General features: G+C 65.7%; 13 protein-coding genes, 1 tRNA gene and 1 pseudogene. 5 read left to right on the plus strand and 10 right to left on the minus strand.

Annotation, left to right across the window (positions count from 1 at the left end; genetic code table 11):
* Window positions 1-2 precede the first annotated feature (2 nt).
* Together selA and RTN46_RS04300 are read right to left on the minus strand one after the other, a co-directional pair.
* Window positions 3-1,334 carry an L-seryl-tRNA(Sec) selenium transferase gene (selA, locus tag RTN46_RS04295; protein ID WP_312179290.1) on the minus strand — a complete coding sequence of 444 codons (1,332 nt, stop codon included), beginning with the start codon at window positions 1,332-1,334 and terminating at the stop codon, window positions 3-5.
* A 36-nt stretch (window positions 1,335-1,370) separates the two neighbouring features.
* A tRNA-Sec gene (locus RTN46_RS04300) sits at window positions 1,371-1,465 on the minus strand.
* 42 nt (window positions 1,466-1,507) lie between these two features.
* Between RTN46_RS04300 and selD the strand changes: the two genes are divergently transcribed.
* Window positions 1,508-2,512 (plus strand): selenide, water dikinase SelD, encoded by a 1,005-nt coding sequence (gene selD, locus RTN46_RS04305; RefSeq protein ID WP_312179291.1) that lies wholly within the window; start codon window positions 1,508-1,510, stop codon window positions 2,510-2,512.
* Between the two features lie 37 nt (window positions 2,513-2,549).
* On the opposite strand, the gene nrfD is transcribed toward selD, so the two are convergent.
* From nrfD to RTN46_RS04330, 5 genes and pseudogenes are all read right to left on the minus strand, one after another.
* Window positions 2,550-3,632 carry an NrfD/PsrC family molybdoenzyme membrane anchor subunit gene (gene nrfD, locus RTN46_RS04310; protein ID WP_312179293.1) on the minus strand — a complete coding sequence of 361 codons (1,083 nt, stop codon included), beginning with the start codon at window positions 3,630-3,632 and terminating at the stop codon, window positions 2,550-2,552.
* Window positions 3,629-4,615, minus strand: coding sequence for a 4Fe-4S dicluster domain-containing protein (locus tag RTN46_RS04315; protein ID WP_312179295.1), 987 nt, complete (start codon window positions 4,613-4,615; stop codon window positions 3,629-3,631). The genes nrfD and RTN46_RS04315 overlap by 4 nt, the downstream gene beginning before the upstream one ends.
* The gene (gene fdh, locus RTN46_RS04320) at window positions 4,612-7,917 is read right to left on the minus strand and encodes a formate dehydrogenase (protein WP_312179297.1); all 3,306 of its coding nucleotides are present in this window, start codon (window positions 7,915-7,917) and stop codon (window positions 4,612-4,614) included. The genes RTN46_RS04315 and fdh overlap by 4 nt, the downstream gene beginning before the upstream one ends.
* A gap of 34 nt (window positions 7,918-7,951) precedes the next feature.
* Window positions 7,952-8,521 carry a dihydrofolate reductase family protein gene (locus RTN46_RS04325; RefSeq protein ID WP_312179298.1) on the minus strand — a complete coding sequence of 190 codons (570 nt, stop codon included), beginning with the start codon at window positions 8,519-8,521 and terminating at the stop codon, window positions 7,952-7,954.
* A 73-nt stretch (window positions 8,522-8,594) separates the two neighbouring features.
* Window positions 8,595-8,795 (minus strand): annotated as a pseudogene (locus RTN46_RS04330) (VOC family protein); the annotation flags it as partial.
* 133 nt (window positions 8,796-8,928) lie between these two features.
* On the opposite strand from RTN46_RS04330, the gene RTN46_RS04335 reads away from it, so the two are divergent.
* The gene (locus RTN46_RS04335; RefSeq protein WP_312179299.1) at window positions 8,929-9,798 is read left to right on the plus strand and encodes a PhzF family phenazine biosynthesis protein; all 870 of its coding nucleotides are present in this window, start codon (window positions 8,929-8,931) and stop codon (window positions 9,796-9,798) included.
* 73 nt (window positions 9,799-9,871) lie between these two features.
* Entirely contained in the window at window positions 9,872-10,234 is a 363-nt protein-coding gene (locus RTN46_RS04340) for a hypothetical protein (protein ID WP_312179300.1), read from the plus strand.
* Here the strand turns inward: RTN46_RS04340 and RTN46_RS04345 are convergent.
* From RTN46_RS04345 to RTN46_RS04355, 3 genes are all read right to left on the minus strand, one after another.
* A complete protein-coding gene (locus RTN46_RS04345) occupies window positions 10,231-10,653 on the minus strand; it encodes a hypothetical protein (RefSeq protein ID WP_312179302.1) in 423 nt (140 codons plus the stop codon). The two genes, RTN46_RS04340 and RTN46_RS04345, sit on opposite strands and share 4 nt — an antisense overlap.
* 298 nt (window positions 10,654-10,951) lie before the next feature.
* Window positions 10,952-11,998, minus strand: coding sequence for a helix-turn-helix domain-containing protein (locus tag RTN46_RS04350; RefSeq protein ID WP_312179309.1), 1,047 nt, complete (start codon window positions 11,996-11,998; stop codon window positions 10,952-10,954).
* Between the two features lie 130 nt (window positions 11,999-12,128).
* Window positions 12,129-12,683: a putative immunity protein gene (locus tag RTN46_RS04355; protein ID WP_396157306.1), complete on the minus strand. Its 555-nt coding sequence runs from the start codon at window positions 12,681-12,683 to the stop codon at window positions 12,129-12,131.
* A gap of 192 nt (window positions 12,684-12,875) precedes the next feature.
* Between RTN46_RS04355 and RTN46_RS04360 the strand changes: the two genes are divergently transcribed.
* Entirely contained in the window at window positions 12,876-13,448 is a 573-nt protein-coding gene (locus tag RTN46_RS04360; protein WP_312179305.1) for a TetR/AcrR family transcriptional regulator, read from the plus strand.
* A gap of 2 nt (window positions 13,449-13,450) precedes the next feature.
* Window positions 13,451-14,049 (plus strand): NAD(P)H-dependent oxidoreductase (locus RTN46_RS04365; RefSeq protein WP_312179306.1); only part of this gene is annotated, 599 nt, incomplete at its 3' end.

Here is a 14,049-nt window from a genome sequence, read left to right on the forward strand (position 1 = left end):
TTTCAGCTGCCTTCGGTTTCGAGCCGTTCACCGGCGTACGCGAGTGCGGCCCGCACAGCTTCGGTCAGCACCTCGTCATCGTTCTCCGGGATGCAGCGCAAATCCAGCAGGCAGGCGCCGCCGTGAACCCGGGGCAGCACCGCGGGATTGCCTGTGCGCAGCCTTGGGGCCGTGCCCTCCGGAAGCCGCAGCGCCCAACCCGGCAGCGGCACACCGGGCGCTCCCCCGCCACCGACCCTCCCGTCGTGCTGGACCATCTCGCCGCCGACGGCGTCGGCGAGCGCCTCGGTGCGTTGGCGGAGGCGAGCCGGGTCGGCATGCAGGGCTTGGGCCACCGGCGGCACTTCACCGGACACCGTCGCTTCCAGGGCCGCCAGGGTCAGTTTGTCCGCCCGCAGCGCCCGGGCCAGTGGATGCCGCGCCAGCCGGGCGATAACGTCGGCCCGTCCGAGCAGGAGCCCGGCCTGGGGGCCGCCCAGGAGTTTGTCACCGCTGGCAATAACGACGTCGGCGCCGTCGGCCAGCGCGGTGGCGATGTCTGGTTCCGCCGGCAGCACCGGGTCCGGGGTGAGCAGACCGCTGCCGAGGTCCACCACCAGGGGAACATCGTGTGTCTCTGCCAGGGAACGGAGCTCGCTGACGCCGACGCTGGAGGTGAAGCCGCTGACCAGGAAGTTGCTCGGGTGCACCTTGAGCAGGCATCCGGTCTGCGCGCCGATGGCTGACTCATAGTCCTGCCGGTGGGTCCGGTTGGTGGTGCCCACTTCCCGCAGGCGTGCACCGGTCGATTCGATCAGTTCGGGCAGCCGGAAGCCCGCGCCGATTTCCACGAGTTCCCCGCGGCTGACGATCACTTCGCCGGTGCCGGCCAGGGCGGTGGTGGCCAGCAGCAACGCGGCCGCCCCGTTGTTCACGATGAGGGCATCCTCGGCGGCGGGACAGGCCCGCAGCAGGGCCTGGCGTGCTCCGGTCCCCCGGCGGGACCGCATCCCCGACTGCAGGTCCAGTTCGACGTCGACATAGCCGGCCGCCGTCAGCAGGGCCTGCCGTGCGGAGTCCGAGAGCGGGGCGCGGCCCAGGTTCGTGTGCACTATGACGCCGGTGGCGTTGAGCACCGGCCGCAGGGAGGTCGCTGTCCGGGATGAGACTGCGGCCAGAACCCCGGGTTCCACCTCTCCCGGTGCCAGCTCGCCCCGGCGCGCCTGGTCTTGCAGTTCCTGAACGATGGAACGGATCAGTTCATCGCCGAGGCGTTTTCGGGCTCGCTGGAGAACCGGATGTGCAAGCATCTTGTCGGTGCGCGGGATGAGCCTACGCGGGTCGTCGTTGCCCACGTCCCTCCTTTGGTGCTTGCTTTCGGCGGCGGAAGTTGGCGGAGGCGGACGGGAATCGAACCCGCCAGACCGAGATGCTCGGTCTCACCGGTTTTGAAGACCGGGGGGCCCACCAGGACCCGGACGCCTCCATGAGGATGCTAACACTGCGGGCTTCTCCTAGACTGTGGGCCATGAACGGGAACATCGCCCCTGACCAGGAAACTCTCCGGCTTACCGGCTATGCGCACGGCGGAGGGTGCGCCTGCAAAATCCCCCCGGGAGAGCTCGAAGACGTTGTCCGGGGACTGGTGGGACAGGCCAACCCGAATGTCCTGGTGGGGCTCGACGGCGGCGATGATGCCTCGGCCGTGCTGGTGGGCGAGAACCTCGCGGTGCTCTCGACGGCGGACTTCTTTACTCCGGTGGTCGATGACGCCTATGACTGGGGCCGGATCGCGGCCGCCAACGCCATCTCGGATATCTATGCCATGGGCGGTCGCCCCATCAGCGCCATCAACCTGGTGGGCTGGCCGCGGGACGTGCTGCCTTTGGAGCTGCTGACCGAGGTGCTGCGCGGAGGTCTGGAGGTTGCCGCCGAAGCCGGCTGCCCGGTGACGGGAGGCCATTCCATCGATGACCCGGAACCTAAGTACGGCATGGCGGTGACCGGCATTGCTGACCCCGGCAAACTGCTCCGTAACGATGCCGCCCAGCCCGGGCTGCCGATCACCTTGACCAAGCCGATCGGCCTGGGGCTGCTGAACAACCGGCACAAGCAAACCGGGGAAGTATTCCCTGAGGCCATCGCGACGATGGTGGAGCTGAACCGGGACGCTGCCGAGGCCGCCGTGCGGCACGGTTTCAGGGCCGCAACGGACGTCACCGGCTTCGGTTTACTGGGGCATCTGCACAAGATGTGCCGGGCCTCCGGCGTGGGTGCGGTCATCGACCGGAACGCCGTGCCGCTGGTTTCCGGTGCGTTGGAAGCCCTGCGGGACGGTTACATCTCCGGCGGGACGCGCCGCAACCTGGACTGGGTCCGCCCGCATCTGCGGCCCGGCCCGGGGGTCTCCGAAGAGGACCTGCTGGTGCTCGCCGATGCCCAGACTTCCGGCGGCCTGCTGGTGGTCGGTGAACTGCCCGGGTACCCGGTCATCGGACACACAACCGAGGGCGCCGGCATCGAGGTGCGCTAGCGGCATCGCCGTCCGCTAGCGGCCGACTACGAGGGGATCATTCGCCGGTTGTAATCGAGTCGTGGATGATTCCGGCGCGGCGGCGTGCTGCCAGACGGTTCTTCTGCGGTTCGATCGTGTAACGGGGATCTTCGGTGGACGCGATGCCCGCGCGCAGGATGCCGAACCGGGTGAGAGCCGAGGCCGCGAGCAGCGACACTCCCGAGATCGCAGCGATGACCCTGTTCCGTCCGCCGAGGAGTGCGCCAATCCCGCCGGCAACGGCCAGCCGCTCACTCCAAACGAGCATCTTTCCCGGATCACCGAGGTGAAGCGGCTCAGCAGCGATGGGATCCATGTTCTTTTCCATGATCCGGACGGCGGTCAGCTCACCGGCGACCCCAAGCACTGCCAGCGCCCGGGCCGGTCCGGACTCGCGGACCGGGGTGGTGATCATGGCCAGGCCGCCCGCGGCGAGGCTGGCAGAACTGACGAAGACGAACGGCAGGTCCTCCCGCGCGGCGTTCCACGTCGGGTTCGCTGTGTTCGAGAGCAGGACGGCGGTGTAGGCAGCCAAAGGGGTGGCGAAGACGGCTGCTTCAACCCCCGCAGGTCCTTCCAAGGCCCGCAGCAGCCGGCGCAACGGGCCCAGCGGGAGCCGCGAACCGGTCAGCCGGTCAATTTCGGAGACCCCTGCAACTCCGGCTCCGGCGCTGAAGACCGCGAGAATCCACGAGCCGACGCTCATCGGAGAGGTGGGCTTGAAGGTCCGGAGCATATGGTGAAACCGCTCCGGCCGGCCCAGATCCGCAACCAACGCCACGGAACCAACCCCAACGGCAGCCAGCGCACCCAGCCGGCTGTTACGGCGCAGCAGTGGTTTGCCGGCCAGTTGCGCCCCGACGCCGAGGAGTGCCGACCCGCCGGCCACGCCGCCCAGGAAGAGGTAGGCGGCGATCGGGTTCCCCCACGGCGGGGCCTTGACGACCGGACGGCCGTAATACGAAGTGAACTCCGCTTCCGGCACCATTGGCACTTCGCCGCGGCCTCCACCGGCTCCGGCGCGGCGGCGTTTACCGCCCCGCCTGCGACGGCGCGGCGGTTCGGGCGGGCGGTAGCTATCGAAGTCGGAGACGGTCAAGCCCGGTCTCCTACAAGGAACGCCGCGGCGGCAGCCGCCAGCATACCGGCGGCGGCGAGGCCTGCCCGCTTGTACATCCGCGGCAGGTCCGCCGTCGGCACCCGGGGATCCGGCGGGAGCCCATAGACCTCCGGTTCATCCAGCAGCAGGAAGACGGATCCGGTACCACCGACGCCGTCGGAATCATTGGCGCCGTAGAGCCTTGCCTCCGTCATCCCCTGCGCATGCAGCTCGGCCACCCGTTCCTTTGCGGTGGCCACCATGTCATCGCGCTCGCCGTACTTGATCGAGGTTGTGGGGCAGGTCTGGGCGCACGCCGGGGTTTGGTCTTCGACGATCCGGTCGTAGCACAGGGTGCACTTCTGGGCGACGCCGACGTTGTGTGTCGGGGCCTGCTCCCCCGGGGTGAAGTCGCGGTCGCTCTTCGGCTGGACCGTGCCGTTTTGGCGCCGCTCAATCACGCCGAAAGGGCAGCCCGCCACACAGGTTCCGCAGCCGTTGCATACGTCCTCCTGCACGACGACGGTCCCATGCTCCGTCCGGAACAGGGCTCCGGTGGGACAGACGTCGAGGCAACCGGCGTTGGTGCAGTGCTTGCAGACGTCGGAGGACATCAGCCAGCGGAAGTCGGGGGTATCCGGCGGGGTGGTGTCCGTGCCGGCCAGGTTGCCCTGTCCCGGTGCGCCGATCTTGGGCATGCCGAGATTGACCAGCGCCCGGCCCGATTCGCGGGCCCGGTCGATCTGCTCGCCGTCCTGCTCGACGAAGGCGACGTGCCGCCAGGTGTCCGCTCCCAAGGATCCGGTGTTGTCATAGGACGACTCGAGCAGTTCGTAGTCCGAATCGGTGGGGTTGCGGTTCCACTCTTTGCACGCGACCTCGCAGGCCTTGCAGCCGATGCAGATCGAGGTATCGGTAAAGAAACCCTTCCGGGGGTGCCCGGTATGCCGGAGGTGGTCCGGAGATTCGGTCAGCGGGTTCATTCTGTGTCTCCCTTCGTCCCGGGGCCCGGTGCTGGGCCGGGACCGCTGAGCTTCTGGTTGCCGGTCGCCGGTGTCACCCCTGCCCGGTCCTGGTATTGCGTGATCAGCGTGAGGAGTGCGGGGCCCCGCGGCCGCCGCCCCGGGACGATGTCGCATGACCCGGCCTTGGACTCCTGAATCTGTACGTTTGGATCGAGGGTGACTCCGAGCAGATCGTTGGCGGCGTCGCCGGAAACCACGGCTTCCTGCCCGACGCCCCAGTGGTAGGGCAACCCGATCTGGTGGAAGGTCCGGCCGCTCACGGTCAGCGGCTTCACCCGATCGGTCACCAGCACCTTGGCCTCGATCGCGGAGCGCGGCGAGATGATGGTGGCCCAACCATAGGGCTCCAGTCCCCGTTCCGCTGCCAGTTCCGGGGAGACTTCGCAGAACATCTCCGGTTGCAGCTCGGAGAGGTAGGGCAGCCATCGGCTCATCCCGCCCGCCGTGTGATGCTCGGTCAGGCGGTACGTGGTGAACACGTAGGGGTAGACGGATGCGCCGGCCTCTCCGGCGCTGGGCGCGCTGAGGTTATCCGCACGCGGATAGGTCAGCCGGGCAGGGTTCGCCTGCTGGTGGTAGAGCGGGTTGGCGACCGGGGACTCCTGTGGCTCGTAGTGGGTCGGCAGGGGGCCGTCCACCATGCCCTTCGGCGCGAACAGCCAGCCCTTGCCGTCAGATTGCATGATGAACGGGTCGTCGCCGGCGAGCGCCGCGGCTCCACCCGCGTCGAGGTCCGGCCTGGAGCCCGGCGCCCGGTCAACCGGGAAGTCCGGCACGTCGTCGCCGGTCCACTTGTTCTGCTCAGCGTCCCACCAGATGTACTTCTTGCGTTCGCTCCACGGTTTGCCCTCGGGGTCCGCTGACGCGCGGTTGTAGAGAATCCTCCGGTTGGCGGGCCAGGCCCAGCCCCATTCGGGCGCGGCGGGGCCCTGCTCCTGCCCCGGTTTCCGGTCAGCGGCATGGTTTATGCCGTCTGCGTAGACTCCGGTGTAGATCCAGCAACCGCCCGACGTCGAGCCGTCGGCGCGCATCTCGGTATAGGAGGACAGCGGGGTGCCGGCTTTGGGCCCGGTGAGGTGCATGCCGTTGATCTCGGCGAGCACCGATTCTGGGTCGACATCACCGTTTTCCAGCAGCGGGTAGTCCCACGTCAGGTCCAGCAGCGGCCGGTCCCGTTCATCCGTGGACCCGGCAAGCTTGGCGCGGATGCGCTTGCCCAGTTCATGGAAGAATTCCAGTTCGCTCTGGCAATCGCCCGGCGGCGAAATAGCTTGGTGGCGCCATTGGAGCATCCGCTGCGTCTGTGTGAAGGAGCCGGCTTTCTCCACATGGGTTGCTGCCGGCATAAAGAAGACTTCCGTCGCAATATCTTCGGTCTTGAGTTCGCCCGAGGCGATTTCCGGCCCGTCCTTCCACCAGGTCGCCGATTCGATCAGGCTGAAGTCCCGCACCACCATCCACTTCAGGTGGGACATGCCCAGCCGCTGCATGCGGCCGTTGGCTGATCCGATGGCGGGATTCTGGCCGAAGACGAAGTAGCCGTCAACGTCGTCGTCCAGCATGCTCATGACCGTGTTGTACGTTCCGTGCGGGCCATTGATCCGGGGCAGGTACTGGTAGCCCCATTCGTTTTCCTCATTGGCGGCGTCGCCCCACCAGGCCTTGAGCAGGCTGATGGTGTAGGTATCGGCAGCCGCCCAGTAGCCCTTCTGCTGCGGTGAGGCGATTCCGGCCAGGTACGAATCCAGCGTCTCCATCTCCGCCTTGGGCATCGGAAGGTAGCCCGGCAGCAGGTTGAACAGGGTGGGGATGTCGGTGGAACCCTGGATGCTGGCATGGCCCCGGAGCGCCATGATCCCTCCGCCGGGCCGCCCCACATTGCCCAGCAGCAGCTGCAGAATCGCGGCGGTCCGGATGAACTGGGCGCCCAGGGTGTGCTGCGTCCAGCCGACGGCGTACGCGAAGCAGGTGGTCCGGTCCCGTCCGGAGTTCTCCGTGATGGCCCGTGCCAGATAGTCGAAATCCTCAAGGGAAATGCCGCAGGCCTCCCGGACCATCTCGGGGGTGTAGCGGGCATAGTGCCGCTTCAGGATCTGGAACACGGTCCGCGGGTTCTCCAGGGTGCGGTCCTGTTCAAAGTCCGGCCTGCCCATGGACGGTCCGCCGCTGCCGTACTGGTCGCCGGCGGCACGCTTCGAGGTGTCGTGCCCGTGCTCGTGCCGGCCGGGTTCGTCGTCCGTGCCGGCCTTCCGCTCGTAGGCCCAGGAAGACGTCTCATAGTGTCCGGTCTCCGGGTCGTACCCGGAGAACAGCCCGTCGAGGTCCTCGGCGTCGCGGAAGTCTTCACTGACCAGCGTCGAAGCGTTGGTGTAGGCAAGCACGTATTCCTGAAACCACAGCTCGTTGCTGAGCACGTAGTTAATCAGGGCGCCAAGCAGCACAATGTCCGAACCGGCGCGGATGGGCACATGTTTGTCCGCAACAGCGCTGGTCCGTGTGAACCGGGGGTCGACGTGGATGACCTTCGCACCCCGGGCCTTGGCCTCAGTTACCCACTGGTAGCCCACGGGATGGCATTCGGCCATGTTTGATCCCTGGATGACAATGCAATCGGCATTGGCCATATCCTGGAGCGATTGTGTGGCGCCGCCCCGCCCAAATGAGGTTCCCAAACTGGGAACCGTGGCGGAGTGTCAAATACGGGCCTGGTTCTCCAGTTGAATTGCTCCCGCGGCGGTGAAGAGCTTCTTGATCAGATAGTTCTCTTCATTGTCCAGCGTGGCCCCGCCCAAGCCGGCGATGCCCATGGTGCGGCGCAGCGGCCGTCCCTGCTCATCGTTCTGCTGCCAGTTTTTCCGGCGGGCCGCGAGGAACCTGTCGGCCAGCATTTCAATGGCGGTGTCCAGGTCCAGGTCCTGCCAGTCCTTGGCGTGCGGAGCCCGGTAGAGGACCTTCGTTTGCCTGCCCGGAGCGTTGACCAGCTGCTCGCTGGCGGCGCCCTTGGGGCAGAGCCTCCCCCGGGAAATCGGGGAATCCGGGTCGCCTTCAATCTGGACGACCTTTTCGTCCTTGACGAAGACGCGCTGCCCGCAACCCACGGCGCAGTAGGGGCAGACGCTCTGCACAACCCGGTCCGCAGTGGACGTCCTGGGGGTGATCCCACGGGTCTGGGCCGAGGTCACGGCGTCTCCGCGGCCGAGTGAATCACCCGACCGGAACTGCCGTACCACCGGCCACTCAAGGAAGCTGAACCGTGACATGCCTCCCACCATAGCTGATCGTTTCTCTCTTGGCTCAGACCCGGCGGGTTCGGTACCGCAGGTACGCGGTGCCGTTCGCGAAGATTCTCTGTTCGGCGAGGCTCAGGTCGAGCTGGACGCCGTCGGGCAGTGCGCGCAGGCCGCCGCCCACCAGCTTCGGAACCACGAAGAGCCGGAACTCGTCAACCAGGCCGGCACGGATCGCGTCCGCGGCGGTCGTGGGTCCAAAAATCTCGACCATGCCCTCGGCATCCTCCACGATGCGCTGCAGCTCGGCCAGGCTCAGGTCCGGCACGAGGCGCGCGCGGTCCGACGCCAGGTCCCCGGCCGCCATGGTCGATGACACCACCACCTTGCTGATGCCCCGCCAGCGGCGGGCGAACTCCCTCTCGGCCGCGGGCTGGTCTTCAGTGTCCGGGAGGTTCTCCCAGTACTCCATCAACGCATAGGTTTTCCGGCCGAGCACTTCAGTCGACACCTCGGCCATCCGGTCGATGTGCATTGCAAACATCTCATCGGCCGGGCCCGTCCATTGGAAGTCTCCATTTTGATCGGCGACGTAGCCGTCAAGGGACACGTTCGCCGTAAATATCAGGGTTCCCATAGCCGTTCCAATCTCCTCGCCTCGCCTCGCCTCGCCGGCGACCCCGGCTGCCCGGTACGCAGTCGGTTCTTCCTCAGGCCTTCCTTAGTTCCTCCGCGAGCATCACGATGATGCCGCTGGGCCCGCGGACATACGTCAGCCGATAGACGTCCCGATAAGTTGCCACCCCGCGCAGCGGAAGGCAACCGTGTTTGGCCGCAATTTCAAGGGCCTTGTCCAGATCATCGACGGAGAATGCGACGCGGTGCATGCCAATCTCATTGGGTGGCGTCGGGAACCGCGGATATAAGCCTGGGCCAGGGGCTGGGGCAGCGACGAGGCAGGCACAGGCTCGGGCCTGTGGTTGACCGGCCCTGGTACCGGCAGGTAAATCCAGCAATGGGACGCCTTCTGGGAGAATAGACGCTATGAAACCCGAGATCCTGCGTCTGACCGCCTTCGCTTCCACGCCCAACGGCGGCAACCCTGCCGGGGTGATGCTGGATGCATCGTCGCTGTCCACAGATCAGATGCAGCGGATCGCGGCGGAGGTCGGTTATGCGGAAAGCGCTTTCGTGACGCGTCCCGGCGCTGTCGGGGAACCGGGCCGGATCGCTGTCCGCTATTTCTCACCCGTTGCGGAGGTGCCCTTCTGCGGTCATGCAACCGTGGCGACCGCCGTCGCGTTGGCCGAACGCGGCGTCGCGGACAACTTTGTCTTCGAGACCGCCGCAGGCGAAGTACCTATTACGACGTCCCCTTCGCCCGCCGGGATCACGGCTTCCTTCACCAGCGTGGAGCCGAAGGTCACGCACATGGATCCCGGTGTCCTGGACCGGCTGCTCGGCCTGCTCGATCTGGCACCTGCGGACCTGCACGAGGCCTACCCGGTGCAGCTGTCCTTTGCCGGCAACACCCATCCAGTTCTCGTGCTGGCAGAGACGGCGGTCTTTGACGGCTTCACATTCGCTCCGGCCGCCGTGCGCGGCCTGATGGATGAACAGGATTGGAAAGGTACCGTGACCGTTCTGCGTGTTCATTCCCCCAATGAGTTTGAGGCGCGCAACCTCTTCCCGGTGGGTGCCATTACCGAGGACCCGGCCACCGGTTCCGCCGCGGCTTCCGTGGGGGCCTACCTGCGCGAGCTGGGTCTGGTAGAGGTTCCCGGGCGGGTGCTTATCCATCAGGGCCGGCATGTGGGCCGCCCCAGCCTCCTGACCGTGGACATCCCCGCCGCCGGCGGCATCCGGGTCTCCGGCACGGCCACCGAGATCGAACAGGCCCAGCCAGCCATGTGACTCGGGACTGGGTCCCCAACTATCCCGCGGACGGAGGGCTTGCGGAACCGCCGGGGGATGCTTGCATGACCGCATGCGAACCAGCCCCGCTGCTCCCCTGCTGCTCACCACCCTGTCGGCCTTTCAAGCTTCCCTTGCCGCCGGCGCCCCGTGGGGACGTGCCGCATTCGGCGGGCAGCACCCGGGCAGGCTGCCGGTTCCGCTGCGGGTCACCAGTGCGGTGGCCACCATCGTCTATGCTGCCGGCGCAGGGGCGCTCGTGTCTTCCCGCACCTCCCCCGGTGCACGACGGACAGCCCTCCGCGGATGCCTTGCACTCGGCGTCTTAGGGACAGTCATGAATGCGGTCTCCCGCTCACCTGTGGAGCGGATGTGGAGCGTCTGGTCTCTGGGGCTGGTCGTGAGTGCCTGGCGGGAACTGCGACGGCGGCGTTAGTAACCGGTAGTTTCCACAGCTGCGAGCCATTCCAGAGCCTCCGCGTTCTGGGCGAAGTATGCGACCGGGTAGGACGGCCGATGGATAGCCTGAAAGAACTGCACGATGGTTCTTTCAACGGGAGAGGTCCCGACCAGGGCCATTCGGGTAGCGGAAATGGTTCGGGCAAACCGATTCAGCGCCGCGGAGCTGGCATAACGCATGCCGCACATATCCACCAGTACCGGTCGTGGCGCGTTCCCGCCCAGCTGCTCGAGGTGGGCAATGGCAGCCAGTGCCTCTGGAACTTCGATTGTTGCATTCGGGGGCCAGCAAACCAGAAGGACACCGTTGGGCATGAGCTCGATCTCGGGCCGACAGGACTGGGTAGAGGCTGGGCGTTCGCCTTCGATGCCATTCGGTTCGTATGTTGAGATCACGTGCAGCCTTGAGACATATTTGATCGCTGAATTGGGGAAACCAGACAAACAAGGCGGACCTCTGGAAGCCAAGATGCTGTCGCTGGCCGGCCGGCGACGGGGCAACACTCACCAGGCAGGAATTTGGGGGTATCCACCTGGGAAGCCCGCCGCCGGCCTGCATCAATTTTACGGACTTCCTACCCCGCCAAACAGGAGCAGGCCATCCATTTCGTGCAGACTTGTGCGCCAAAATAACCATCGCGTGCACTGCGAATGGCGTGGACCACAACCGGAATCATCGAGGTTCGCGAGTTCCTTAGAATCCGATCGATTTTCTGAGCACCAGGGTCGCCGACCGCAGTCCTTCAGGATCAGACTGTATTTCCGCCAGGGAGGCTCCCGTGGCCCTTTCGACAGCCCGCCGCATCGCTGCCGCGCTGCGAAATCCGCTCGCTTCAGCTATCGCCGTATGTGAGGTCTTCCGCGGGTTCGGGGCACTGAGGAGCTCCAGCGCCTCCAGCGCCCTGAGCGCCCGAATGTAGCCATTTACCTGTAACTTTTCGTCTTCGAAAAGGTAGTAGAGAGCGCGGCGTGAAAGATGCGAGTACTCCACAACAGCGTCCACATCCAGTGCTGGGTTTCTGGCGTTCTTCCGCATAAATTTCCTGATCGTCAGGATGCGGGCCGTTCGAAGGTCGGCGTCGTCAGTATGTGTGTCGAACAGCGAGCCGATCAAGGCCGCCATGACTGATCGGACGACCGGCTGGAGGCGATCCACTTCCTGATCCATGTCCGGATGCTGCCAGCCCGACAGCACTGGAACGATCAGAGATCTCACCACAGGGTTTGACCTAATATCTGTCAGCGCCTGCAATCGCTGCACGGACTTTTCGTCCAGTCCCAGCAGCCCGCGGTCTATATTTATCTGCACCGCCCCGAGTCCGGCTGGCGCGTGGAAACTACCGGAAGACGAAAGATCAATAAACCTCACCGCACCTGGCACAACGGCTTCTGATCGGCCCGAGAAGGTGAACCCTGCGCAGGCAGTTCTGAAATGCACCAACCGGATCTCTTCGGAAGGCGTATCCCCGTCCCAGTAGCCGGCGACCGGCTCATTAGTGAGTTCCACAAGGCTGAACCCCGAGCCGCTCAGGCTTACCGCGGTTGGATTAAAGCTGCGGCGCACCACGTTGTCGGTTTTCTCCAGGCGCATGGGTAAATCAACGGCTGAGCCGTACCACGTGCGCCAGTGCTCGAATTTCTCGTCCGGGTTTAACCTGCCCGGGACACGATAACGGGTGAGGCGACCCCGTCGCGGCAACCCTGAACTCGAGCCGGGAGCATCGTCACAGGCAGGAAGCATAAAGTTCACGGAACCTTCCGGTTTAACGTAACCCGAGCCTAAATAATGGCATCCCCGCAGGACGGCCCCGGGAACTGTTACCCCGTGCTTCCACGACGTTCCAGACCGGGGTTCCGGGAACGCCTGGTCTCTACCCCTGCAAACCGGGCTGTACCCGGTTGAGCTGCATCTGGATTTCCCGGATGGCAGTGCCCAGGATCCCGCTTGAGAGCAGGCCGGCGCCGAGGGGTCCGGAGGTGTCGGCGCCAAGCGGGGGAAGACGCCGAAGCACTGCTCGCTCTTCAGGGGTCAGCTGCTCCAGCTGCCAGCGGATCTCTTCCTGCACCCTCTCCGGCCGGCCGGGGTTTGCGAGCGCGACGGCCTTAGCAGCATAGGCGGCCGCGCCCAGCGCATGTGCCCCCATGTGAGCGACCGCTGCAGCCTGTGCAACCGATCGGGCGGCCGCAGCACCTGCAGGAGTCGCCGCGGCACCCGCCGCTTTCACGGCGGCCATGCGTTTGCCGATCTCCTCGGCTGCGGAGCTTTCCCCACGGCTGTAAGCACCCGCGCGGGCCAGGGCATCCAGCACCTGCTCTTTCGACATTGCGTCACCGTCAAAGAGCGGGAGCACATGTTGGGCACAGCAGACGGCCCACCGCGCGGCTGTCCGCCGGTCCGGATCGCTAAGAGTCTGCAGGGAGGCCACGCTCAGACCCTGTCACACGGGAGGTGCCGCCGGGAGGTCATGAAGCCAGCACAAGCATCTGTTTGGTCATCCTCGGAGCTAAACGGCTAAGACGTTGAAGCGGACCTTCTCGACTTTCCGGCTTTGATCAACAGCAAGGCACACGGGAGCGACGACTTTGACTAGGTAAAACGAACGTTGTACCGTCGCCCGATGAGCACAACACGAGCGGACATAGTCACTGCCGCCGAACGGGTCTTCGACCGCCGTGGATTCACCGCGGCCGGGATGGATCAGCTGACGGCCGCCGCGAACGTTTCTTCCCGAACCCTGTACAAGCACCTGGGCAGCAAGAGCGGACTCATCGCCGTCGTCCTGGAGACCCGCCGCACCAGGTTCTTCACCGCGTTCGACGTCGAGACCGTTGCCGCCCTGTTTAGCTCGCTTGCCAGTTGGACCGAGGCCGAAGGCGCCCGCGGGTGCCTGTTCCTGCGCGCGCAGGGTGAGGGGCTCGCTGAGGACAGCAGTATTTCCTCGGTCGTCTCGACCTATCGGCGAGAACTGCACGATCTGGTCCGCCGCATCGTCCGGCTCGAAACGGGCAGGGACGACGACGAGCTGGCGGAGCAGATCCTCGTCCTGTTCGAGGGCGCAGTCTCGGCCTCGTCCTACCACGGGACCAGGGCGATTCGAGCTGCCGCCTCCGCAGCTGAGGCCCTGGTGTCCCTGGCCCGCCGCGGCAGCACTCACGCACCAAACGACAACACCCCGAAAGAGAGCCGCTAAGAATGCATTTGTTGACCGTCTTCTCCCACCCGATCGCCGCGAGCTATCCCGCCGCCGTGATGGACGCGTTTCACGAGCCCTTCCGGCAACACGATCATTCGATCGACATTCTCGATCTGCATCAGGAAGGTTTCGATCCAAGGTTCACCGAGGCCGACCATGCCCATTTCTGGGGCGGGCCGATCCCCGACGGCATCGAGCAGGCGCACCGCCGCGTCGAGGCTGCCGACCGCCTGGCGTTCGTGTTCCCGGTCTACTGGTGGAGCATGCCGGCACTGATGAAGGGCTGGATCGAACGGGTCTTCACCGGCGGGTGGGCCTACCAGTATGGGTCAGGGACAGCAGACCGGGGCAAAGAGCCGCTCAACGCACTCCTGCCCAGCATTCCGACCACGCTGATCGGCGTCGGCGGATCGAAGGAACGCACCTACAACAAATACGGTTACGCCGAGGCGATGCGCACCCAGCTCGACGTCGGGATTTTCGCGTACTGCGGCATCGACGACGTCGAGAGCCACCTGATCTACGACGTCGAAGGCGACCACAACACGGTTATGCGCGAGACCGGCCTGCAGTCTGCCCGCCAGATCGGTTCCGCTTT

The organism is Arthrobacter sp. (assembly GCF_031988865.1).
Taxonomy (GTDB): Bacteria; Actinomycetota; Actinomycetes; order Actinomycetales; family Micrococcaceae; genus Arthrobacter_B.